This window comes from Arthrobacter sp. UYCu511, from assembly GCF_040547105.1.
GTDB classification, from domain to species: domain Bacteria; phylum Actinomycetota; class Actinomycetes; order Actinomycetales; family Micrococcaceae; genus Specibacter; species Specibacter psychrochitiniphilus.
In genome coordinates, this window is the sequence record NZ_JBEPPB010000001.1 from 501,783 (window position 1) to 523,327 (window position 21,545).

General features: G+C 55.4%; 24 protein-coding genes and 1 pseudogene. 10 read left to right on the plus strand and 15 right to left on the minus strand.

Annotated elements, in window-relative coordinates:
* Window positions 1–729 precede the first annotated feature (729 nt).
* Window positions 730–1,140, minus strand: a complete 411-nt coding sequence (locus ABIB48_RS02315) for a hypothetical protein (protein ID WP_146213098.1) — start codon at window positions 1,138–1,140, stop codon at window positions 730–732.
* A 501-nt stretch (window positions 1,141–1,641) separates the two neighbouring features.
* Here ABIB48_RS02315 and ABIB48_RS02320 point away from each other — a divergent pair.
* Both ABIB48_RS02320 and ABIB48_RS02325 read left to right on the plus strand, forming a co-directional pair.
* Window positions 1,642–1,839: a hypothetical protein gene (locus tag ABIB48_RS02320; RefSeq protein ID WP_110107656.1), complete on the plus strand. Its 198-nt coding sequence runs from the start codon at window positions 1,642–1,644 to the stop codon at window positions 1,837–1,839.
* Between the two features lie 37 nt (window positions 1,840–1,876).
* The gene (locus tag ABIB48_RS02325; protein WP_110107658.1) at window positions 1,877–2,467 is read left to right on the plus strand and encodes a hypothetical protein; all 591 of its coding nucleotides are present in this window, start codon (window positions 1,877–1,879) and stop codon (window positions 2,465–2,467) included.
* 74 nt (window positions 2,468–2,541) lie between these two features.
* On the opposite strand, the gene ABIB48_RS02330 is transcribed toward ABIB48_RS02325, so the two are convergent.
* Both ABIB48_RS02330 and ABIB48_RS02335 read right to left on the minus strand, forming a co-directional pair.
* Window positions 2,542–2,736, minus strand: coding sequence for a hypothetical protein (locus ABIB48_RS02330; RefSeq protein WP_354211732.1), 195 nt, complete (start codon window positions 2,734–2,736; stop codon window positions 2,542–2,544).
* Between the two features lie 62 nt (window positions 2,737–2,798).
* The gene (locus ABIB48_RS02335; RefSeq protein WP_354211734.1) at window positions 2,799–3,254 is read right to left on the minus strand and encodes a GNAT family N-acetyltransferase; all 456 of its coding nucleotides are present in this window, start codon (window positions 3,252–3,254) and stop codon (window positions 2,799–2,801) included.
* A gap of 182 nt (window positions 3,255–3,436) precedes the next feature.
* Here ABIB48_RS02335 and ABIB48_RS02340 point away from each other — a divergent pair, with 182 nt between their 5' ends.
* On the plus strand, window positions 3,437–3,898 hold the full coding sequence (locus ABIB48_RS02340) for a DUF2975 domain-containing protein (protein WP_354211736.1): 462 nt from the start codon (window positions 3,437–3,439) through the stop codon (window positions 3,896–3,898).
* A 478-nt stretch (window positions 3,899–4,376) separates the two neighbouring features.
* Here the strand turns inward: ABIB48_RS02340 and ABIB48_RS02345 are convergent, their stop codons facing one another.
* The 5 genes from ABIB48_RS02345 to ABIB48_RS02365 all read right to left on the minus strand — a co-directional run bounded on the left by ABIB48_RS02345 (window position 4,377) and on the right by ABIB48_RS02365 (window position 8,645).
* Window positions 4,377–5,429: a HEAT repeat domain-containing protein gene (locus ABIB48_RS02345; protein WP_354211738.1), complete on the minus strand. Its 1,053-nt coding sequence runs from the start codon at window positions 5,427–5,429 to the stop codon at window positions 4,377–4,379.
* Window positions 5,430–5,593: 164 nt separating this feature from the next.
* Complete coding sequence (locus ABIB48_RS02350) at window positions 5,594–6,412, minus strand: alpha/beta fold hydrolase (protein WP_110107737.1); 819 nt, start codon at window positions 6,410–6,412, stop codon at window positions 5,594–5,596.
* Window positions 6,413–6,639: 227 nt separating this feature from the next.
* Entirely contained in the window at window positions 6,640–7,101 is a 462-nt protein-coding gene (locus ABIB48_RS02355; RefSeq protein WP_179442409.1) for a GNAT family N-acetyltransferase, read from the minus strand.
* 387 nt (window positions 7,102–7,488) lie between these two features.
* Entirely contained in the window at window positions 7,489–7,947 is a 459-nt protein-coding gene (locus ABIB48_RS02360; RefSeq protein ID WP_110107741.1) for a GNAT family N-acetyltransferase, read from the minus strand.
* Window positions 7,948–8,090: 143 nt separating this feature from the next.
* Window positions 8,091–8,645: a hypothetical protein gene (locus tag ABIB48_RS02365; RefSeq protein ID WP_354211740.1), complete on the minus strand. Its 555-nt coding sequence runs from the start codon at window positions 8,643–8,645 to the stop codon at window positions 8,091–8,093.
* Between the two features lie 264 nt (window positions 8,646–8,909).
* Between ABIB48_RS02365 and ABIB48_RS02370 the strand changes: the two genes are divergently transcribed.
* Window positions 8,910–9,344, plus strand: coding sequence for a protein-tyrosine phosphatase family protein (locus ABIB48_RS02370; RefSeq protein WP_110107745.1), 435 nt, complete (start codon window positions 8,910–8,912; stop codon window positions 9,342–9,344).
* 268 nt (window positions 9,345–9,612) lie between these two features.
* Here the strand turns inward: ABIB48_RS02370 and ABIB48_RS02375 are convergent, their stop codons facing one another.
* Window positions 9,613–9,837: a transcriptional regulator gene (locus tag ABIB48_RS02375; protein WP_245932315.1), complete on the minus strand. Its 225-nt coding sequence runs from the start codon at window positions 9,835–9,837 to the stop codon at window positions 9,613–9,615.
* A gap of 302 nt (window positions 9,838–10,139) precedes the next feature.
* The gene (locus ABIB48_RS02380; protein ID WP_354211742.1) at window positions 10,140–11,357 is read right to left on the minus strand and encodes an integrase catalytic domain-containing protein; all 1,218 of its coding nucleotides are present in this window, start codon (window positions 11,355–11,357) and stop codon (window positions 10,140–10,142) included.
* A gap of 157 nt (window positions 11,358–11,514) precedes the next feature.
* Between ABIB48_RS02380 and ABIB48_RS02385 the strand changes: the two genes are divergently transcribed.
* Window positions 11,515–11,976 (plus strand): hypothetical protein, encoded by a 462-nt coding sequence (locus ABIB48_RS02385; RefSeq protein WP_354211744.1) that lies wholly within the window; start codon window positions 11,515–11,517, stop codon window positions 11,974–11,976.
* 133 nt (window positions 11,977–12,109) lie between these two features.
* Entirely contained in the window at window positions 12,110–12,427 is a 318-nt protein-coding gene (locus tag ABIB48_RS02390; protein ID WP_315913543.1) for a hypothetical protein, read from the plus strand.
* Window positions 12,428–12,544: 117 nt separating this feature from the next.
* Here ABIB48_RS02390 and ABIB48_RS18020 read toward each other — a convergent pair.
* Window positions 12,545–13,580, minus strand: a pseudogene (locus ABIB48_RS18020) (IS30 family transposase); the annotation flags it as partial.
* Window positions 13,581–13,926: 346 nt separating this feature from the next.
* Here ABIB48_RS18020 and ABIB48_RS02405 point away from each other — a divergent pair.
* Together ABIB48_RS02405 and ABIB48_RS02410 are read left to right on the plus strand one after the other, a co-directional pair.
* Complete coding sequence (locus tag ABIB48_RS02405; RefSeq protein WP_354211749.1) at window positions 13,927–14,946, plus strand: glycosyltransferase; 1,020 nt, start codon at window positions 13,927–13,929, stop codon at window positions 14,944–14,946.
* On the plus strand, window positions 14,943–16,022 hold the full coding sequence (locus ABIB48_RS02410; RefSeq protein ID WP_354211751.1) for a hypothetical protein: 1,080 nt from the start codon (window positions 14,943–14,945) through the stop codon (window positions 16,020–16,022). The genes ABIB48_RS02405 and ABIB48_RS02410 overlap by 4 nt, the downstream gene beginning before the upstream one ends.
* On the opposite strand, the gene ABIB48_RS02415 is transcribed toward ABIB48_RS02410, so the two are convergent.
* The 3 genes from ABIB48_RS02415 to ABIB48_RS02425 form a co-directional block, all read right to left on the minus strand.
* The gene (locus ABIB48_RS02415; RefSeq protein ID WP_354211753.1) at window positions 16,019–16,903 is read right to left on the minus strand and encodes a glycosyltransferase family 2 protein; all 885 of its coding nucleotides are present in this window, start codon (window positions 16,901–16,903) and stop codon (window positions 16,019–16,021) included. The two genes, ABIB48_RS02410 and ABIB48_RS02415, sit on opposite strands and share 4 nt — an antisense overlap.
* Window positions 16,904–17,290: 387 nt before the next feature.
* Window positions 17,291–18,028 carry an aromatic acid exporter family protein gene (locus tag ABIB48_RS02420; protein WP_354211755.1) on the minus strand — a complete coding sequence of 246 codons (738 nt, stop codon included), beginning with the start codon at window positions 18,026–18,028 and terminating at the stop codon, window positions 17,291–17,293.
* A 41-nt stretch (window positions 18,029–18,069) separates the two neighbouring features.
* On the minus strand, window positions 18,070–18,399 hold the full coding sequence (locus tag ABIB48_RS02425) for an FUSC family protein (RefSeq protein ID WP_354211757.1): 330 nt from the start codon (window positions 18,397–18,399) through the stop codon (window positions 18,070–18,072).
* Between the two features lie 624 nt (window positions 18,400–19,023).
* On the opposite strand from ABIB48_RS02425, the gene ABIB48_RS02430 reads away from it, so the two are divergent.
* Together ABIB48_RS02430 and ABIB48_RS02435 are read left to right on the plus strand one after the other, a co-directional pair.
* Window positions 19,024–20,280: a BTB/POZ domain-containing protein gene (locus ABIB48_RS02430; protein WP_354211759.1), complete on the plus strand. Its 1,257-nt coding sequence runs from the start codon at window positions 19,024–19,026 to the stop codon at window positions 20,278–20,280.
* A 215-nt stretch (window positions 20,281–20,495) separates the two neighbouring features.
* Window positions 20,496–21,008: a tetratricopeptide repeat protein gene (locus ABIB48_RS02435; RefSeq protein ID WP_110106893.1), complete on the plus strand. Its 513-nt coding sequence runs from the start codon at window positions 20,496–20,498 to the stop codon at window positions 21,006–21,008.
* 17 nt (window positions 21,009–21,025) lie between these two features.
* On the opposite strand, the gene ABIB48_RS02440 is transcribed toward ABIB48_RS02435, so the two are convergent.
* Window positions 21,026–21,526 carry a hypothetical protein gene (locus tag ABIB48_RS02440; RefSeq protein ID WP_354211762.1) on the minus strand — a complete coding sequence of 167 codons (501 nt, stop codon included), beginning with the start codon at window positions 21,524–21,526 and terminating at the stop codon, window positions 21,026–21,028.
* Window positions 21,527–21,545 lie beyond the last annotated feature (19 nt).

Here is a 21,545-nt window from a genome sequence, read left to right on the forward strand (position 1 = left end):
GAGATCCTATACGGACAGACCCCTTACGGAATAAAGAGAGCCGCATTCATGGGGAACTCCAGCGTGCCGGAGACTGCGACGGTAGCTCCGAGAAGACTGCGGCGGGTGACTTACCGCTTGACATGAATTTGGCTTTCTCGTCGGTGTGCTTTCAAACGTTTGGTCGCCGCGACGATAAACGCGCAGATAAATGTGGCCGTTAGAACGGCGAATATCACCAGAGCAGGATTGACCCAGACCGGGATCATGTCATAACCGGCGTTGCATTTGTTGTGTAGAGGGAAGAATCGCCCTGGTTCTTGCCAGTTCTGCGACCGATAGTTATTGTCAAGCAGTTGGCCTGCCTTCGCGCATGTCTCGTCAGTGTCCTTACCGGAGGCGAATATCCCGATGAAAAACGTGACGCCGAGGACAAGGAAGGAGAGCAAGGTTAGTCCAAGCCATCCTCGTAGTGGCATTCGTTGCAATTCAGATCATTTCCTTGTGAGTCACGGCGAGTGCACCCATAACGACCGCGGTAGCATTCGGGCTGGGTGCCATCTGTCAATTCTTCCAGGATATGAAAGTTGGATCGCCCAACCAAGGGATGATTTCATCAACCGTGATGACCGCAGAGCGTTCCAGCTGCGGGAGCTGGTGCTTCCATATGGGTGAATTCTTGATCGCTCTTTCATGGCCATTCACCCACGAACCTTTCAGACAGTTCTAGTGTATGAATGGTTCCAGAGCCTACTCACACAAGGGCAAATCGGCCGGTATTTCGATGATTTCAAGAACCTTATCCGTAGCAGTATCGATCATCACGGCGTGGTTCTTCGGCCAAGACGGATCCACATTGACTTTGTAATCGACGCTCTCTGGTGCAACGGCCTCCGCTGTCCCGTCCGATCCCCTGCGCATGGCATCAAAGATACGGCCCGTCTCCGAAACTACCGTCACGGTCTCCTGGGGCAGCTCGGATACATTGCCGTCAACTGGGGTCGAATTCCAGATGGACTCGAATCCCCCTGAGCATTTTTCACCCGGTGTTGAGGCGATGCCCCCGGCAGCTTCAGCTGATGCGCTTGCCTGTGCCGAGCAACCAGTCAGTGCCATCATGACCACTACTGCAGTCATTGCCAGAACATTTCTTGAATTCATTTCCCCCACCTTTACGCCCAAACGGTTCCAAAAACCGAGCCTACCAAGACCTCAGCCTACGCCGTGGCAACGATGATTAATAGCAATTGAGTTCGGCGACGGTTCAACCTACGGGTTGATGTAAAGCGTAGTGTTGCTGTGTTTCGATGTATTGAAGATCAGCCACTAGGCCTGTAACTCATTTGGGGGAACCATGAAATTTGTTCGATTACTCGCAGTTGGGATCATTGCCACCTCGTCTAGCTCGGGCTGCACGACCGCGACAGCACCTATCAAGACAGTCCAGAGCTCCACGGTGAAGTCAGTAAGCTCTAGCCCACTTGCTACCGCACCACTTTCTAAGACCCTGTCCGGAACATTCGTTTCTCAGGCCATTCCAACAAGCGGCGAGATCATCATCACCCAGACTCCCGATAGCCTGACTCTGGAATTAACAGACTTTTCCACTAGCCCTGGGGACTATGGGGCCGAACTATATTTGACCGCGAGTACGGGGGGGCCATGACCAAAAATGCGGACGGGTACAACGTCGTCAATGAACCCACCACCTACAGTCTCGAGAAACTCAAATCCATCACTGGAAACCAGAGCTATGACCTGAGCTACATGATTGATTTTTTCCCTGACGCTCACAGCATCACGATCTACAACACCCATTCCAGAGAGGCCTTCGGCTCAGCAAATCTGCTAGAAAAATAGGCCACTACAAGCTAACAATGACTAAAAGGTACCCAGCATGGATCAACCTCACGACGTGAAGATTACCGAAGCGGACAGCGAAACGGTGGCTGCCCAAATCTCCCGCCACAGCATTGGGCTTCTGAGGGGCACCGCATTCACAGCACTTCTCATCATCTACGTGGCCTGGACCCTAGCAGTTGCCTTCCAAAGCTCAGTCCAATTTAGCGGGTCCGTGGCGCCCTATCTTGGCGCCCTAATTGGCTTGGCCTTCTTGATATCGCTGCCTGGACTTGGCTATCTCTGCACCGTGCGGGACAAGAACGGGAACTTCATGGCCCCCACTGTGATGGTTGTGCTGATTTTTATCAGCTATGGACTACTGGCTGGCGTTGTTCTCGTCTTGGGGCTGTCCTTGGCAATCGGAACATCCTCAACGGTGGGCGAGGCTTCCATGTGGGTGGGTATCCTGTCACCGATTCTGTCCGTCGCTCTGTCCATGCTCCTCGCCGGAATCGTCCGGACAAGACTGGTGTGGGAACCGCAATCAAAGAGACTCAAGACTGCCAAGTACTGGCTGTACCTTTCGCCGCCGTCGTTATTCCTGATTTGCCAGGTGCTGTACATTGTGGGCCGCCTCGTCGGATGAACTCAAAAGCCTTAAAAGCGAGAAACGGCGAGGCACCAGATGCGCGGTGTCTCGCTGTTTCTACTATCTGGTTTTCAGCCAATCACCTCGAAGATCGTAGCTAGGCCTTCTGGGTGCATGGGTAACAACTCGCCGCCCTCAGTGACGCCAGTGATGTCAGGGACGAGGAACTCCTTGCCACTGATGCTGGAGCCGCGGCTGACACGGCGAGCGTATGCATAGCTGTCCCGTAGGAGGTTCCCTTGCGGAAGCCCGCATGGGTCGCGCATGACCCCGAAATCACCATCGGTGCAAACAAAAGCGGCCCACTGACATCCCCTCTTCAGGTCTATCAGAGCAAGAGTTCCATAGAAACGACACCTGGTTCCGTTGACGTTGGATAGGTCCTGAATCCGATTCGCTCATAAGTGCGGATGGCGGGCGAATTCCCGGCGATGACATTTAGCGTGATTCTGGACGCTCCCAGTGCTTGAACCTTGGCCACGGCCAGCTCGACTAGAGTGGCGGCGAGCCTCTGACCTCGTTGTGCGGGATCGATGATGACCCGACCGATCCGGAATGTCTCGTCGTGCTGGGTGAGATCGAAATGGCCTACGGACATGCCGTTGCTGCTGCTCGCCCCAATCCATGCGCTGAGGTTCGGCTCGCTCTCCATCTCTGAGAGCTGCTCTGTCGTTAGTGGCCACCTCAAGCGTGGCCCAGTGAAAAGGTAAAGAGCCGCAGCATCTGGTACCCACTCAACTACCGTGGCAAGATCTGCTTCTTTTCGTGGCCGAATGGAGATCATAGATAAAGTCTCACACAGAGCTCCAAGCACCCGCAGGGGGTTCCCGTCAGCGACACATGGAGTAGCCTCGCCCCAACCCGAGTGCCAGCAGCCGTATTTCATCATTGCCAGTCTCGAAGGGCACAGGTATCGTGTCGAATGGAATGACCCCTTGGGCGAGAACCAAGTTACGGTAGGAGAAAATGATGCGTCGAGGAACCTCAACTGCGTTAATGACGGGACTTCTCATCGTGCTGCTCTTTCTCGTCTATATCCAAGTCCGGGTTCTTCCCACCGCGGTGGAGCAAGTGATTTCCACGTTCCCCGAGGTCAGCAACATCGCGGTTCCGGCCATCATCTGGGGAGTCCTGGCAATTGCCTGCTGGCAAGCTGTCGCCCTCATTGGATTGAAGATTGTCGCACTCGCCCGGAAGGACAAATTCGGGCCACCGGCCTATGGCTGGTTGCGCGCCATCGTCGGCTGTCTCCTTGCCTTCATAATTCTCGGGATCTCAGCTTTCATCGCATTGAACATCCTGGGTTACGGAACCCCAGGCGTCCTACTTTGCCTGATAGGTGGAGATCTCATAGCCCTGATCGGCGCCAGCTCTCTCTCACTCTTCCTCGGGACAAGGCCCTTCAGAGGGCACTACGCGCACGCCTGAACCATTCGGCCACGGCATCGGTTTGAGGCAAAACCTAATCTGAACCAAATAGCCGCAAGTGTCCCGCCAGGGGTTCCCCTCTGGAACTGCCATGGAGCGACTTTTCAGCTCCAGCGCGCGCATGAATCCACAGGCCGATATCCGACCGGCTTATGGGACAGGATTCAAAACCGCGCGCCTCACCAAAAGTTCCAGGGGTAGTCTTTCGCCATCAGGGTTTCAGGGCGATTCCTCGAGACGGCTGCCACAATCTTGGCAAGTGACGACTCCACTGTCGCCGCGCATGCACTAGAAGGCGTTCTCGTCAATGACTACTTCGATGACGTGCGAACCGACGAGATGCTCAATACGCTTTGGCTCTGCTCCCCGAGCCCGGGTGCGAAATACTCTGATGCCGAAGAACTTCGTATGGTGATAATTGAGACGCTCGAAAACTCAGCTACCCGCCCCTCTAGCGTTTCCCAATTCGCCCCTGTTATCAGGGAAGGTGGGAGGTATCCCAGGCGCTGGTATCTTCTTCGATGAGTAGCCCCTCGGAGGTGTAAAAATCGGGGCTGTTTCGATCTACGCCAAGGGCCCGGCAGTACTCGTTTAAACGGCTGAGTGGGAATCTGTCTCTAATTACTTTTGCCGTGTAGCTCTCAAGATTCTCGAACGGTAAGGGTTCTCCACTAATATCCCACTCCCATCGGGACTGGTAGCTGGCTTGGATCGACCGAAGATAGTTGGCCCCTGACTTGATCCAGAGCGAGGTGCCCCCGTAGCTGACAATCTGCTTGTTGCTGGTGATATGACGATGATGAGAACTACGGAAATGCAGGCAATCCAGCCGGGCTCCGATGACATTGGCTGTCCCTATATCCCCATCTTGGCTAAAAACAGCCGTCCACTGATCATCAGACGTTGCCACCAACAAGTGTTTCGGCGATACACCGGCCCCCGGTTCAAAACGGCCGAGCATAGTAGGGAGTGGCTCGTTCAAATTTGTGTAGCTGCGGCCACCGAGCCCATCCAACCATTCCCTTGTAGCCGCAGCGACTCGGTCGAAAGAGGCATTGACGTACCAGATGGGCTCCGTGAACGGCCGGTGCGCTCCACCGTAAAGCGATTCCGAGTCGCTAGATTTCGGATCCGATGGTCCAGGGCCTTCGATCTCAGTCAAGAGCTCGAAGAGCGCATCGGTCGGCTCTCCGTCTGGAAGTGCTTCAGCCAAAACTCTAATTTCCGGCAGCCATTCAGGTGGCGGCCCGATCCAACGTAAGATACCTGCAGCGTCAGCGAGTACATCGTCGTCCGGATCAATGAGCGCGCCTTTGATCCAATCCACCGAAGCTAGGCCGCGGGCCACCAGTCCCCAGCAGGCATACGCGCGTTGGGCGAAATCTTTGTTCCGCAGCGCTTCTTGATGAAGACGGATATATCCCTCAACATCATTGGTGAACGTAGATAGATCGGGGACCCCCCGTCTATCCGTTCCAGAAACATCCTGAGGCAATCGAAGTCCCTGAGCGAAGGTCGGCACTGAATTCATAGGCACAGTATGCCACGCCCGGATAGCGAACCCTTGCCTTCGTCCGACAGGGTTGAGCCAAGTCTAGCGATGGCCATAAACGAACGTCCCGTAGAGCGTTCCGCCTGCGGCCACGGAATGGATGTTCGAGGTCGCCTGAACTGGGTGCCATCCCCGGACAGCAATCAGGCGACAGGCAAGCTGGAAGAGCCATTTTGCTTCCAACTTTCCATCCGAACAAGCCACTCTTGGAGGAGGGTTGCGGTGATTTCATGTTGGTCAAGATGTGCGTTATGTCCTGCTCGGTCCAGAATCGCAATTGTAGACTGCAAGTAGTGGTCTGAAAGCTCCATCTGATCCTGAAAACCGACTACGTGGTCTTGTCGTCCCATGATGAAAACGGCGGGACCCTCAAACTTGGGTGCTCGTTCCTCCGGCTCGATAGACAGCGCGTAGCGTCCCGAAATCCGTTCGATCGCGGCTTGGTCGAATGCTCGCAATCCTGGCAGGACGGAATCGCGGAAGAGTGCCCAATTCTCGCTGGATTGGACGACCGCCATTGCCTCGTAGTCTGAGCGATCCACAGCATCCAGGGATTCCAGTAGGAGTTTGTCTTTTCGCAAGACAGTCTGCGACGGCACCGTTCGAGAGCCGTGCTCTGCCACTACCACCGGGCAAAGGAGCGCGATGCCTAATACCTGGTCGCCGAATTCGGCCGCAATGTGCCGGGCGATCATTCCGCCAAACGAATTTCCAAGGACGGCAAATTTTTCGGCGCCAAAGGTCCTGCGGGCGAATGCAACCACTGCCTCCGCGACGGCATCGGCACTATCAATCTGCGGCCCTGCTGCTGACATTCCCATGCCCGGTAGGTCAATGTAGACACGTTTCCATTCCCCCTGGGAAGCAAGTGCGGGATCAAGTCCAAGCAATAGGCGATGGTCGACGCAGAATCCATGGATTATCAGGATCGGGGTGCCTGACCCGTATTCAACAGAATGCATGGTTGAACGCTAGTAGCACCCGGCAACGCCAAACAGTTTGGGTCGTTAGGTCGCCGTGGCAGAAACCGCGATGGTTCATGCCTGATCAGCCCGTGGTCTCCATGCATACATGAGAGCTGTACTCCACCGCCCGTTCAAGGTTCCCGTTACTGGCTGGTGTGGATGGGTGATGCAGGCTATGTGGAAGTTCAGTGCAGTATTTTTTTAGCACGTACACCGACGGTGGCTCAGACACGACTGATCGGCAAACGAAGTGTTGGCTGCTCTCGGCGCGTCCAACCAAGAGATTCATAGAGGGCGAGCCCGTCTTCGCTGGCCGCAAGGTCAACTCTCGCAACGGCGGTTTCGTCACGAAACCAGCGGACAAGTGCTTCGACGCATGCGCGGGCATGTCCCTGGCGACGGTGGCCTTCGAGGGTGATCACGTTCGACAAGTGTCCGGTGACGGTGGCGCTACTCGATGGGGACGGCGGTGCCGTATGCACGTAGCCGAGTGCGGCTGCAACAGCTGTGTCAGCGACGTAGACGATGTACGCGCACGCGTCCACGTTCAAGTGCTCCGCGAACCACTTCGACGCTTCGTAACTCCATGCCGCTTCGGAGTGGCCCTCATGGCCCATGGCTTCGAACATCGCTGCCCGAAGTGCCACTAAGGTATTGACGTCATCGATTGTTGCCCGCTGAATCATAAGGTAAGTGTGCCAGAGCAACCGCATTGACAGCACAATGGAGAAAAGCCTCGAGCGGAGGGTCGTGCACCAGATCGGCTACTGGCTCAAGGGCATCTCAGCCGCTCAGTTCTTTCTGGCAAATTTCGTCCGCATATGCTTTTCTCACGCAACCTTCTGCGCCCGCTCAATTCGCGCTGCTTCCCGCCCAGGGTTAACCACTGACAGTCCGAAGCTTGATCGCCAACTGGCTTCCCTACCCCGCATCCCATGACCTAGACCAGGCAACCCGCAAACCATCCCGATGAGCGTTCCGCCTACGGAAACCTGCTCTGGCCGAGAATCACCCAGGAGTCAGCTTCAGTGCCAACATTGAAAGCTGCACGGTGATGGTCCCTCTTCGGGTGTCTATCGCAGCAAGAGTTCCATAGCCAAGACGCTGGGTTCCACTGACGTTGGAGTAGTTCTGAATCCGATTCGCTCATATGTGCGGATGGCGGGCGAATTTCCGGCGATGACATTTAGCGTGATGCGGGAGGCTCCTAGCGCTTGACCCTTGGCCACGGCCTGCGCGACGAGAAGCCCGGCGAGCCCTTGACCTCGTTGTGCCGGATCGATGATGACTCGACCGATCCGGAAGGAAACGCCGTGCTGGGTGAGATCGAAATGGCCTACGCGTTTGCCGTTGCTGTCGCTCGAGCCAATCCATGCGCTGAGGTTCGGGTTGCTCTCCATCTCTGAGAGCTTCTTTGTCGATAGTGGCCACGTCAAGCGTGATCCAGTGAATAGGTAGAGAGCCGCAGCATCGGGTACCCATCCAACTATCGTGTCGAGATCAGCTTCTTTTCGCTGCCGTATGGAGATCATAGATAAAGTCTCACACAGAGCTTCAAGCGCCCTTATGCCGTTCCCCAAACGGCGGGGCAGCCATACTTCCTGATCCCACTACTTGTCTGGGTTTTTTGGGGCAAACGGCTCCTGCTGCGCTGACGGGGAATCAGTGTTACCAATCATGGACCAGCGTGAGAGGTGGCAGTAGTAGGTTCCTGCCACATTTTGATGAAACGCGGCAGATTCTTTCCTTGCCCAGATTCGGAGGACAGCACAGTTGCCGGTGATGGTGATTCCTTCCAGAACTGAACCAAGTGCCGTTCCACTGAAGATTCCACGACCAAGTCAAAGGCTTCGTCGCGGCCCGTAGCGTGGAGCCTGACTCGGTAGCTGCCCTTCTCACCAGCCATGATCGTGCCGACGTCCTTCATATCCCAGTCAGTTGGCGTGTTGAAGTACGCTCGGCCCTCCGGGAGCCTCACGGACACCTCGTGGATGTCTTCCCAGCCTGGAGAGATGGACTCCGGTCTAGCTCGAAGGACCTCAACAGTGAGGTCAATGGGTCCTGAATAAATTCCAGTGGAGACCAACGGAACCGCCAGGCCAGTCTCCTGCATCTGCCCGCGCACGGCCGCCTGGAGGGCAGCTAAAGGGTCTACCGAAGGAAAGGGCTCCACGACGAAGTCCACGACATGACTCCAGGCATTAATCGCGAAAGTTGCCGATTCGAGCACGGGCTCTGCCTTTCAAGCAATTTGGAATGGGACATACCTGCTTTTATCGCTCGTATTGAATGTATACGACACTGGCCAGCACAAAGCGTATTGGCGTGTGAATCGGCGTCAGAGAGCATGATGGATCGGGTGATAACTTACATTATTTGTATCGCCTCAGGCCAAGAGGCACTGGCAGACGGGTTGTTCCACTCAGGCTTCCCTTACGGCCCCGTCCCCACGATACGCACTGCCTTGTCCTTTGTCGGCAGATAGGTTGGGATCATGCACAGTGTTTGGGATGCTGACGATTCGGGTGTGATGCGTTTGCCGTCGGGCCGATTACTGCGCGGCCGCGGCCTACATCAACAAATCCCCAGTGGAGCTACACCCGACTTCGCGGTCTACCTCCTGGGCAAGAGACCTTCCCCGTCCAAATGGGAAGCACGATGGGTGCTGTGGCCCGACTTTCCGCTGCCCAAGGACCGCGACGACGCGCGGGACGCGCTGCGTGAAGCCTGGCTTCGTTCCGAGAGAGAACGAGTCGAGATCTTTTGCGATGGCGGCCATGGGCGCACGGGCACCGCGCTGGCGTGTATCGCTGTGCTCGACGGCGTGCCCGCCGACAAGGCAGTGAAATTCGTTCGCGAGCAATACAACTCACGCGCAGTCGAGACACCGTGGCAACGCCGGTACGTCGCGCACTTCACCGCGGACTGACCCACTCGCCTGACGACCAGCCTCAAGAGGTCTGTCGCACAAGCCGTTCCTCAAAGGAACGTCGGCTCTACCAAGCCTTGAAAATTTGCTTGTGATCCCAGTGGCCCCTCTGTGGTCCGGCATATGGGACGTTTTCAAAGGTCTGTGCGAGACACCACGGGATGAACTTCTTCTGCGAGATCGCGGTCTTAGGTGGGTTTCCCTGCAATCTTCTGGAGTGCTTGCACGTGGGCTTCAAGGCGGATCGTCCTGCGCTCGTCAGGGATATCTAGGTGATCTGGCGCGCGTCGCGCCGGTCCACGGACGCGTTCTTCCCAGAAGAGACGTAACCGGCTGAGGCTAGGACCTTCACGTTCTTAGAGAGGGTCGCGTCAGAGACCTCCAGCGCATCCTGGAGTACGGCGAAATCAAGATTGTCAGCCTGGTGCAAGAGTCCACAGATCCTCAACCGCACGGGTGCATGGATGATGTTATCGAAACTACTCTCACTCACGTCCCAACACCTCCACGGCCGGGCAGACCCGGCGGCCCCTCTGGAGGACAGAGCGCTACGTTGTCAACTGCAATTTAGAACTGACCACTGCCGCAAACGGTCAAATCTAAATGCCGCCTGTGGTCAGTTTAGAGTTGCAGTTAACACAGAACAGCACGAATACTCAACACCAGCTCCGACCCAGCCAGATACCCAAAACCATACATCTCAATAATGGTTCCATTGATGGGAACGCCTATAGCCGCTTCTTACAATGCGAGTCAGTAGATCATCGCCGGGGCTGACCTCCCCGGGGAATCATGTCAAGATGCCCGCTTAGGTTTCTTCGTGGAATCATTTGATAGTGCCCGCAGGGCTGGTTGATTCTTGGCGCCTTGTTTTGCCGTTGTTAGTGTCAGCAGTTCGCTGGCGAGGTGTTGGAGCTGGCGTTGGATGGCGGCCGGGTTCAGCGGTTTGTTCTCCCTTGCCAGTTTTGTCTTGACTGCTTTCTTCACGGTCCCCGTGTCGGCCAGGACTTGTTGGTACGGGGTGGCCGGCAGGTCGTACTTCTTGGTGATCTTCGCCCCGGTGCGGACTTTCTTGACGAGTTTCTGCTGGGGACCGAAGTGGTTCGTCAACAGGCGTTGCAGCGCCCAAATCTGGTTCAGCAACTCCAGTTCTGCAGCGGTGTCGTAGCGGTGGTAGCCGACGGTCTGGCGGACGATGTGCCAGTTCTTCTGCTCCACATGCGCACCGTCATTCTTGTTCCCGGACCTAGACCTAGTGAACGTCAAATTCTCCTGCTCACACCAGCGAAACAACTCCCAATTGATGAACTCACTGCCGTTATCGCTATCGAGTCCAAGGATCGGAAACGGGAACGCCGCAGTGGCATCCTTGATGGCCGCAAACACCCATTTCTGGGCCTTGTTCTTCACCGACCGGGTCTCGGTCCATCCCGTGGCGATGTCAGTGATATCAAGGGTGAAACAGAACTCGCCCCGGGAATTGCCACCCTCATGACCAACTAAATCTATCTCGACAAAACCGGGGACAGCGTCGTCCCACTCGGCCCAGGTCCGCATCGGGATGGAGTCTTTGAGCAGCGTCCCGGGCTTGGTACGAGAGCGCCCGCGTGGGTCAAGCTTTCCCCGATCTCCTTTGAGCCGGCGATCGATCATGGCCGGGGCAATCCGTAACAACAATTGAGCTGTCACATCGTCAATATCCAGTTCCTTGAACCGGCGCAGCCGGGGCACAAGATCGGGTAAGGCCGCCGCCAGCAACCTGCCACAGGGTGTGCCCTGAACGGCCCAGCAAAACCTCAACGCCTCTATCACGGACTCCCCGTACAGCGGCGGCCGGGGCGGCCTCGCCTTCACCACCTTAAGCACCAGCGCCTGCCGTAACCCCTTACGCGCATGGTCCCGATGCCAGCCCGTCACCGCGCACAACTCATCCAAAATAGTCTTCTTAGCAGCCCGGCTCGAACGGGAATACCGAAGGGCACTGGCCTTCGTGATCGCCTGACGTTGACTCATCAAAAGCTCCATGGCTCACAGTGCCCCGCCAACAGATGCCAGCACGGCAGACGCGCCGCTACGCGGGCATTACCAAATGATTCTTCGATAACAGCTACGCGGGCATCTTTGATGAGTCAACGCGGGCACTGGGATAAGAAGACTTATGCTACTAATCATGAGAACTCTCAAGAGCGACGACGGACCTGATGATGACCACCGGCGGGACGCAGGGGTTAGTGATGCAACCGTCAAGGCACTGGGGAAACTCTCGGAAGCTTTAGAGGTGGTGGAGCACGCCCGCGGATATCTCTATGGATTCCATCGCTTAACAGGCAAAGCAGATTTAGCGCTCGGTGAAGCTGTTGAGCTTCTGCGAGAATCCGGTGCTGAGGCACTGGCCGAGCATCTGGAGCAAGAGCTAGTCGGTAGGAACGTCATCAATGGTCGTTGGACGTTCCAGATAGTAGAGGATTACGACGATGGGTATTACTCCGCGTTTAAAGAAGCCGAGTCTATGGCCAGGCATGAACTAGTCGAAGGGAAACGTCATCTCTTTGAAGCAGAGATGAAAGAGGGCCGGCGTACACACGGTCTACCCCACCACGAAGCCCTCCCCACCGAACAAGACACTCAATAAGAACTACCTAACAGTGGCATCAGCGATGAACACAGAATAAGAACAACTGTATTCGCGGTAAGTCCCAACACTATTGGATATATCCACAGTAGATTGAACTGTTATACCCTTGATACCAACGAAGGAGAACACTATGAGCACCAGTGAATACCCGACGCAACAACCAGAACCAACCGAAGGCGGCTACGGCACACCCACTCCGGAGCAAGAAATGCCCCCAGGTGTTGAGGCTGTCACCATGGAAACGCGAAAGCAAGCATCAACCAACGAAGAAAATCTCGAAGGGAAAGACCACAAGGGGTCCACCCACGAAAAACCAGATAGCGAAAACGCCCAACGAGACGATAAAAATAATCCGGATACCCTCCCTGATGGCTCTGGAACAAACCGAGAAGGTGCGGGTTCCGAGCATGGCCAAGAAGACGGCGACGAGTCCTTCAGTGCTGGCTGATCACTCTCACACCTTGAACGTTTGAACTCGTCCACCCATCATCAGGTCGTAAACAACCGTACGTTTGCTGAAATTTGAATAGATATGCAAGAACCCGAGCAGCGGTGGGCGGTGTCCAGCGGTCTTAGCAACATCGTCGTTGAGCATCTTGGTGAATACTTCTCGGGGTGTCAGGAATCCCAGGACGGCGCGGGGGGGGCGGTCGTTGCGCTCGTCCGCGATGGAGTCTAGATAGGGCTGGTGGCTGGTCAGCTCGATACCCTTGGGCAGATATTCCCTGATCAGCCCATTCGTGTTCTCATTCGACGGGCGTTACCACGCCGAGTGGGGGTGCGCGAAATACACCGGCAAGTCCGTAGCCAGCGTGAGTTGGGCGTGGCGGGCCATCTCGGTGCCTTGGTCCCACGTCAAGGACCCGCGCATCAACACCGGCAGGTCATTGACCAGATCTATGAGGACATCGGCGAGTCCGTCGGCCTTCTTACCTTCGGGCAGGCCCAGCATGATCAGGAACCTGCTGTTCCTCTCAACGAGGGTTGCGATGGCACTCTTGCTGCTTTTATCGACCATCAAATCACCCTCCCACGCGCTGGGAACACGGCGATCTGAGGCTTCCTCGGAACGGTCATCAATGCTGACCATGCCAATGATCCGTCCACCGTTGTGTTCACCCAGCGGCTTCACGGATTTACGCTTCGTACGCTTGGATTGCAGCAGGATTCCTGACTAGGCCAGCTCGCCCTTAGTCAGGGCGTAGATCCATCGGTAGATCGCTTCGTGGGAGACAGTGTGGCCTTCGACGTCGGGTGATTCCGTCATGGTCTCAACGCTGGCGTCTGTGGCTTCTAAACGCAAACGGCCTTACGATCTGCCGCGGCGCCCTCGACCTGGCCAGATCCACCTTCACCCGGGTTGCAAGAACCACATCTGTATCGATTTTCCGTGCCTACGGACGGCTTCGCCGGCGCTCGGCAGCACAGTCGGCACTCACCGGACGGTAGTCACGGGTCTTCGTCGAATTCCAGTGGCGTTCGCGCCAAATAATCGTGTGGTCCCGGCCAAGATCCGCGCCGATCTGCCGATCCGTCTTGCCAGCCAGTATACCTACAGCGATATCCGCGCGATCCAAAAACGACAACGCCCTACGACCCACCAGCAACTCCTCTACTCAACCAACTTGTTGCTTCGAGAGTATGACACCGCCTGCCCTCCGCAGGTCACTCTGGCTCTCCTAGGAACTGGTCGATGGTTAAGACTACTCACACCTACTCTGTCCGCTAGGAAGAGTGAATTGGTATTTGTGACGTCCTTGTGTTATCTAATAGTAACGAAATCTGAATTGATCCCCATCCGCGTCTTGAGGCAATAAAAAATTAAGGGAGCCTGCTGGCCATGTCGATGCTGCTATGAAATCCCAGGTACCTATAGGGTCCAGCCCTTTGCGCATTGCCGTCCTAGCCCATCTTCACCATCCGATCACCTCACCATTCGCAGGGGGTATGGAGTCCCACACTGCGCACCTGGTTACCGGATTGGTTGCTCAAGGTCATGAGGTAACACTCTTCGCTAAAGGCGGCAGTGTTGTTGACTGCCCTCTGGTCCCTGTTCTTGACGCTGGGTTCGTAGTGCGTGGGTACCCGGAGGACGAGAGGACTAACGAACAGCATGAGGTCCTCGACGGAGCCATGGAGCGAGCGGTGAAACTCATTCAGGCAGGTTGCTTTGACGCGGTGGTGAATAATTCATTAAGCCCTGTACCCCACCGTCTTTTGATGCAGTTACCTACCCTTCATGTTCTGCATACTCCGCCGCTACCCCGATTGATCGAGATGTTGAGGGATCCGGCCACAACGCTGCAGCAGTGGCACCGTTACGTTACTGTCTCCGAAGCCAATGCATGTCCTTGGCGAGAATGGCTACCGACCATTGAAATCGTTCACAATGGCATCGATTTGTCGCACTGGGACGAGTGGGCCGAGCCGAAACATTCAGTAGCGGCTTGGACCGGACGTATCGCAGCGGAGAAAGGTACCCACGTGGCAATTGCCGCAGCACGTGAAGCGTCCCTGAAATTGCGTATTGCCGGTCCCATCCACGACCAAGAGTACTTCCGGAGCCAGATTGAGCCGCAACTCGATGATGACATCATGTATTTGGGACACCTAAATCAACAAAAATTACAGCGCTTGATCGCTTCGTCCCAAGTATTTCTCTCCTCTCCTCTCTGGGAGGAACCGTTCGGACTCACCACGCTCGAAGCTATGGCCTGTGGAACCCCGGTGGCTGCGCTACCTGCCGGTGCTATGGCTGAACTCATTGGCACGACCGGAGGCGTTGTCGCTGACAGCCGCGACAGTAAGTCACTATCGGTGGCAGCGACCCGAGCCAAAGACATGGACCGTAAGCAGGTTCAGGCACGAGCCAGCAGGTTCGCTCTGGCTGGAATGATCGAAGGTTATGAGCGGATACTTCACTCTATGGTTCATCGTTCCTTCTCCCAAGCCTCAGAGGGGTCATGAACCGATACAAGGTTTCTTACTACGCCCATCATTTTGGTACTGGCCATCTGCGTCATGCCCAAAAAATTGCGGCCAGCAATTTGTTCGATCTTCAAGTCACCAGCACAGGTCCTCGTAACAACGCTCTGCTGAAGGGCAACTTGGAATATGTGAACCTAGTTCCAGATGTGATTGCTGCTATTCCTGAACCAGCATTGCCGCCCGGATCTTTCTTGCACTACGCCCCCACAGGCGAGCTCATTCAACAACGTTTTGCGGAACTCAACAGGGCGTGGAAACAATTCGCTCCGGATGTAGTGATGGTCGATGTTTCCGTAGAAGTCGCACTCTTCGCTCGATTGAGTGGCTATCGGGTTGCTTTCCGTCGGATGCCAGGCAATCGGAACGACCCGGCACACCAACTGGCGTACTCGTTGGCGGACACCATTTTCGGCTACTTTCCTGTCAGTTTGGAAGATCCCACGCATCTGGAGAAATTTGGTTACAAGACTCACTACCTTTCGGTGGCAGAGCCAAAGGATTCTTCGTTTTCCCCCGGTCATGACACTTCCTACACGCCGGGACAGCAGAAAGTGGTAGTGCAAACATCCTTAGCATCCGCGATTCCCTTAGAGCACCTGGCACGAGCCGCCGCTGCTTCGCCAGAATGGGACTGGGACGTTGTGGGTTCCGTGGAAGCAGATGCCACACCGCTTCCTTCAAATTTGAGACTCCACGGTGTTCTTTCGGATCCAATACCCATCATGCGCTCGGCTACAGTGATCATCAGTTCTGCTGGACACAACGCTGTGGTCGCTGCTGCGAACTGCCACAGACCCGTTCTGTTAGTGCCCGAAGAGCGCCCGTATGCGGAGCAACTGACCTTTGCAGTGGCTCTGCACAAACGTGCTGGTCTCGAGATGGTCGAAAACTGGTCTACATCGGTAGATTGGCCACGGATACTAGAACAGGCCGCAATCAGTGATCCACACGCGCTAGCAAAAACTCTTTTTATTCAGCCGACCAATTTCAATGAAAGACTGCTCGATCTCTTGCATGCAACGGCAACAGACGCCCAGACTTCCGTCATTTTCTAGTAAGCCGTCGAGATATGAGCTGCTTGAATTTCTTCAGCCGTGGGAATACGCCGCACAGTGAGGGAAGCCCTAGACGGTATCCAAGAAATCAATCCCAAACGGGCAAAAGCCCTCAACCAACCTTCCATGGGCCATACACTCCAGCGGGAGTGAAACAAACGCGCATTCTCAACAATCTCCAAGAAGTGGTTCAACGGCGGGTTATAGACCCCATGGTGCTGATGGAACACCGGTGCTTCTATGAACTTCACTGGGATCTTTGCCTCCCGGATTCGAAACGCGAAGTCAGTATCCTCTCCGCCGTATCCGGTATAACTCTCGTCGAACCCACCCACTTCGGCAAAGACAGTAGCGTGGATTGCGAAACCCAAAGACCAGAACATTGCGTGTCCGGACATGTTTGATTCCGTGGGGAGTCGATCACGGGTGTGATGTCTGATGGAGGCGGCGAGTAAAGACTTATCATCCGCTACCTGTGTGGACTCTAACGGCTTCGTCAAATATCGTGGCTCTGCCATGGCTAGGACAGTCTCCTCGCTCAATACCTGCATGAAAGTGCCGAACAAGTCCGACGATGGAATGGAATCCACGTCCAGGAAAATAAGGTTTGGTGTTCGGGCAGCCGCGGCAGCCCTATTCCGCGCTTGCGACAACGGCAAACCCGAACGAGACTCAGAGGAAGATATGTGGATGATGCGCAAAGGAACATCACAACGTATCGGAGCCGGACAGGAATCGTCCATATAAACGATCACCACCTCAGCAGGACGCAGCTTGGAGGCATTCACACCAGCCAACAAACGCCGTAGATGGTCCGCCCGACCATGCACTAAAACGAGCACTGAAAAATCACCTACTGTCCAGGTTTGCTCACCTGTCATAATCACCCTCTATTTCTTGTTGCGGACACCTTTGAACATGTCGGTGCTGGACTTCTATATTGAGTGCCTACAAGAGCTACCTTAGGTTGACGAGGTAGGGTCTTGAATACCGGACCAAGGACACGTGTTACAAATCGAGTCATTGTTGTTCCGCGTAATGGCCACGCTCCTACTCTTACTAGACTCGCTGAAGCCCGTAAAAATGCCTCCAAATTAACGGGAAAGTGGACGACATCGTCCTCGTCCCCATCGAGACACTGCCCGAAGAAGTGCATACCTCGCTTCGAAACCGCCAGGCACAACTCGTACGCTGACCTTGCGGTAACCACCTAAGACGAAAGGTAAAAAGAAAACTTTAGGTACGGTGAGTACTATGAACTTTTCATTCTAAACCGGTTCTTCTGCCCTATCTTTTATAATTCGTTGGTGCAGGGAGTTTAAGATCCGCTCGCAATCGAAAGCTACTGCAGCACCTGGGGTCAACGACAAGTCCTCTTGACGCGCCGAACGTTTCAGTTCAGAATCAAGCAGATTAAGTGCCTCCCGAGCTTGATCAAAATGTCGTTGCTCGGCCGTTCCCTTATCCCAAGAACTCATCAGAGATCCTACCGATTGCAAACACTCGCTCATGGGCTTGCAAGTATTTGGATGAAGTCGATTGTTAGAGTCGTTGCCCCAAATAACAGTGGAAAGAACCTCTGTAATATCACGAATATTAAAGGCAACGGCTTCCAAAGTATTCAGGTCTTCAAAGCTCTCAGTGACAAGCTGGTGACGGGAATGCAGGTAGGCACGGGGGTTACCTTTACGGCTTTCATCCGCGTGGTAGGCCGCTCCCCTAATCTCACTCACAGTAGTGTTAATAAGCCCTGAGCGTTGAGACCAATCTTCACGTTCCGGCGGCCAACTCTCCACCAAAGCACGAGCGATGTCCTCTAGCTGACCGACCAACAGATTCCTACCGCGAGAAACCAGCAATCGAGCGGCATCTATGGCCAAAGGCGGGAAGATCAGCAGATTCACGACCAATCCTACGGTGACCCCGAGGGCCATCTGCAGCGCGTACCCAACCGAGTACGAATCCGCATCCTGCCCACCAACGATCAAAACAAAGAGAACAGCCACGGGCACATAATCTTTGCCCACCCCCAAACGAGGGTCACCTGCTACCAAAACACCAGTCCTACCGCCAAAGAAATGCTGAGAATATTCGGAGTACCTGCTAAAAGAACCCCGGCGGCCAGTGCAATGCCTATAAAAAGTCCAGCCAACGTTTGCAATCCTGCTCGCACCGACCCCATCAATGTCGGATACATGCTAACCAAAGCGCCCAGCGGAGCGTAATACGGATATTTATCCGCCACTCCGGGCATGTAACGAGCTAGAATCCATGCCACTCCCACAGCCAGTGACGTTTTCGCGGCCAATAGCAGCCTCTGTCCTGCCAAGCTCGATTTCGCCCAAACTAAGAACCGTTTCCAAGTCTTCTTCACCACGGAAAACACCCACGTGACCCGAGTACCATTCGTTCACTCTCCATGTTTCGTTACAAAGACCCCACCTTCCCAAATGGTGGGATAGAAAATGCCATAGCGACCACTGTTTGAGCGGTAAAGCTGTTTCCTACGGGAAGCCCAGAGAAAAACTCAAGAATCCAGACCACAACTACCTAAGCACCATCATTATGTGGCGTCCTCATGCCGAGAGTCAACGGACTAAATCGCCCGGGTATAGGCACCTTGTACAGACTCCGGAACATCCCACTTGACCTGGACAGAGGGTGGCGAGCCGAAGACTCGTGACGTGAGAGTCAGTACTTACTAAACACGGACCCCGGGTCTACGTCTTCACGTTTAGAAGTAGACCCGCATTCCCCATTTTCCGACAAGAAAACTCTGAACTTTTAGTGCACGTTTGCTCAAATTGGTCCATCCCACAGGAGGTTCCCTTGCGGAACGCGACTGAAAGAGTCGTCGCGATGGCGCTGAGCTGGTTTCGATGACCCGTGTGCCTACCGGCTTTGCGATGTATCGTCCACCCCAGTTGGGGGCTACGTCGCCGCTTTCAGCGTCCTGGTGCTCGGGTTTTGATGTGCCACTGATTACATCTAGCCTGTTGTCATGTCGTATGACCTTGCCGTGTACATGCCGGAAGCACTTGACCTTGACGCCCTGACCGCTGTGGTCGATGAGTCCCCGGGGCTGCGACTAGAGGAAAGTGTTGACACAGACTTGTCCGGGCCCCAGTTCCTGCGCCTGCTCCGCGGTAAGAAAGCGGCCTACTGTTCCACCCTCGAAGGCCCTTTCGATGTCGAAGTAGATGACATTCCGGATGAGGTCACCGCCTCGGTCCTTGGCGTAGGAACCATGTACAGCATTCTGGTCGAAGGTAGCGATCCGGTCGCCATCCCCCATGCTGTCCGGTTCGCAAAACGCCTAGCCAAAGCAGGGCAAGGTGTGGCCATGGATCTTCAGACGGATGAGCTCTGGCCCAAAACCAGCATTCGCCGAGCAGTCAAACCCGAGAAAGACGCCATAGTCGACTTGGTAGAGGTGCGCTGGTACCACCTCATGGACGAAGCCCCAGACGACTTCCCGCAGCGATACCTTGACCTGGCCCGGCAAATCCTTCCCGAGGCGGTACCTACGCGCTTCGGCTCCTTTGAACCATTGCAGGGGAATCTGGCCAGGGATGGCGACTCAGCTTTCACTGCTGCTTTCGCAGACGAATATGGGAACAGTGTGTTTACGAAAGCTACGTTGCCGGTCTCAAGCAGCTTCTTCAACGGCGTGTTCGGTGGCAACACAGATCAAGACCGTGGCTACCGCGACGGCGACGTTCAGACAGTATCCCTCAGCGTCCACAGAGAAATACTGGAGGATCCTACGTGGCGCAAAGCCTTCGAACGATTCGTCGTCGCCGTGGCCACCGAACTGCGCAGCTTTTATACCACCGTGGAGGTGGACCCCGGCTGGCACTGGAACGGGCGCTCACTATGGACGACAGCATCCAAAACCCATCGGTACTACCAAACAACTAGTTCGGGTCGCTGGCAAGGTCTTGCCCCTCACCCGACCTGGTTGTCGTGGTTCTCTCCGCTGTACGCCGACCTCGTCCGGCCCCACCTACAAGGCACCCTTGTGGAATACCCCGATGGGTTGCTGCACATCTTCGGGGACGGGCCGCTGGACAGTCACGAGATCATCGAACGCTGGCCCAATGTGGCCCAGTGGCTACCCGCAGAGCTCACGGTCGTTGCAGACCCCAGTGACAAGGACCAATTCGCGGATTTCATGCCTGAAAGGCTCACCCAGATGCTGGTAGCACCGCCCACCAAGCCGAAGTTCATCTACGAGGTATATCGACCAGGCGAATGACCCGTATGCGAAGCAACAGTACAGAGCGATTCTGGGCACGGTTCCTCAAATTCTCGCAGCTGGACACATCCAAGATGCAAACTGCCAACCAATCGCTCTGGTTAGGAACAGAACGCCGCTAGGAGCCCAGGTGATCACAACGACGCCAAACCAAATCAAACCAGTCCCGCGGGAGGTTCGACTTACGGCACTCAGCTTATGGAAGACTGAACGTCATGTCTTTAGACGATGAGCTTGACCGGATCTTTGCCGCCAGGGACCGGAATAACATGCAGCCGACCATAGATGCAATGCTCCCTCTCTACGCATCCAATCCAGATAATGCACGAGTGCTCTACGAGGCAGGAGGAGCATACGACACCGGTGGCCAGGAAGAAGTGGCTCGGGGATTCTATGAGCGGGCTCTCGCTGCTGGGCTGGAAGGCGACCTGCTGCGCCGTTGTTATGTTCAGTACGGCTCAACGTTGAGGAACGTAGGCGAATACGAGAAGTCACTCGACGTCTTCGCAACCGCTCGCAACACATTTCCAGAATCGCCTGCTCTGGGCATTTTTGAAGCAATTACCCTCCACGCCGCAGGCCAACCAGATGCGGCCGTTGCAGCCCTGCTGGACTTGTTGGTGGATTTCGTTCGCACATCAGACATCGAGAGGTACAAACCAGCGATCAGCGGGAACGCAGCATATATCCGTTCACTGGGAAGAAACGGATCAGACGTCTCCACCTAATCCCGCAACAGGTTCCCTTATTTGGACGTCCGCTCACCCCGTAATCGGGATGCTGTGATCACGAGCACATCGACGGCTTGCAGAATGGTGTCGTAGAGGTCGCCACCAAGTAATCGATCGTTGAAGGCCCGCCCCACGTCGTCAAAGGAACCGGGCGTGGAGAACCGCAGATCATCAAAGTAATCGTGCTCCCGCTTTTCGGGAGCCACGTAATCCCAACGCATCAGTTCGTCGATGAGTTGCTCCCGGGTCAGCTGCCCCACAGCGTACCGTTGGCATACCTCGTAGGGGTCAGCGCCTGAGAATCCTTGCCGGACAGCGATCACCGTTCCTGCCGTTTTCAGTGCCGAAGACAAGCTGGGCTGGCTGATGCCCAGCGCTCTGGCCCATTCCCGCTGCGTACCACCCAGGGACGTCAGACGGGACAGCTCCCGCCGATAGTCCAGCTGGTTCAGGTGCACCTGCTGCCGTAGCGTCCTAGCGCGTCCCGCCTCTATAGAGTAATCAGTTATGGCCACTCCAGCCACCTCCTATAGA

Bases quoted from the DNA above. Each gene is read 5' to 3' on its own strand.
- ABIB48_RS02315 (WP_146213098.1), bottom strand. From the start codon at position 1,140: ATGAATTCAAGAAATGTTCTGGCAATGACTGCAGTAGTGGTCATGATG.
- ABIB48_RS02320 (WP_110107656.1), top strand. From the start codon at position 1,642: ATGACCAAAAATGCGGACGGGTACAACGTCGTCAATGAACCCACCACC.
- ABIB48_RS02325 (WP_110107658.1), top strand. From the start codon at position 1,877: ATGGATCAACCTCACGACGTGAAGATTACCGAAGCGGACAGCGAAACG.
- ABIB48_RS02330 (WP_354211732.1), bottom strand. From the start codon at position 2,736: ATGCGCGACCCATGCGGGCTTCCGCAAGGGAACCTCCTACGGGACAGC.
- ABIB48_RS02335 (WP_354211734.1), bottom strand. From the start codon at position 3,254: ATGATCTCCATTCGGCCACGAAAAGAAGCAGATCTTGCCACGGTAGTT.
- ABIB48_RS02340 (WP_354211736.1), top strand. From the start codon at position 3,437: ATGATGCGTCGAGGAACCTCAACTGCGTTAATGACGGGACTTCTCATC.
- ABIB48_RS02345 (WP_354211738.1), bottom strand. From the start codon at position 5,429: ATGAATTCAGTGCCGACCTTCGCTCAGGGACTTCGATTGCCTCAGGAT.
- ABIB48_RS02350 (WP_110107737.1), bottom strand. From the start codon at position 6,412: ATGCATTCTGTTGAATACGGGTCAGGCACCCCGATCCTGATAATCCAT.
- ABIB48_RS02355 (WP_179442409.1), bottom strand. From the start codon at position 7,101: ATGATTCAGCGGGCAACAATCGATGACGTCAATACCTTAGTGGCACTT.
- ABIB48_RS02360 (WP_110107741.1), bottom strand. From the start codon at position 7,947: ATGATCTCCATACGGCAGCGAAAAGAAGCTGATCTCGACACGATAGTT.
- ABIB48_RS02370 (WP_110107745.1), top strand. From the start codon at position 8,910: ATGCACAGTGTTTGGGATGCTGACGATTCGGGTGTGATGCGTTTGCCG.
- ABIB48_RS02380 (WP_354211742.1), bottom strand. From the start codon at position 11,357: ATGAGTCAACGTCAGGCGATCACGAAGGCCAGTGCCCTTCGGTATTCC.
- ABIB48_RS02385 (WP_354211744.1), top strand. From the start codon at position 11,515: ATGAGAACTCTCAAGAGCGACGACGGACCTGATGATGACCACCGGCGG.
- ABIB48_RS02390 (WP_315913543.1), top strand. From the start codon at position 12,110: ATGAGCACCAGTGAATACCCGACGCAACAACCAGAACCAACCGAAGGC.
- ABIB48_RS02405 (WP_354211749.1), top strand. From the start codon at position 13,927: ATGGAGTCCCACACTGCGCACCTGGTTACCGGATTGGTTGCTCAAGGT.
- ABIB48_RS02410 (WP_354211751.1), top strand. From the start codon at position 14,943: ATGAACCGATACAAGGTTTCTTACTACGCCCATCATTTTGGTACTGGC.
- ABIB48_RS02415 (WP_354211753.1), bottom strand. From the start codon at position 16,903: ATGACAGGTGAGCAAACCTGGACAGTAGGTGATTTTTCAGTGCTCGTT.
- ABIB48_RS02430 (WP_354211759.1), top strand. From the start codon at position 19,024: ATGTCGTATGACCTTGCCGTGTACATGCCGGAAGCACTTGACCTTGAC.
- ABIB48_RS02435 (WP_110106893.1), top strand. From the start codon at position 20,496: ATGTCTTTAGACGATGAGCTTGACCGGATCTTTGCCGCCAGGGACCGG.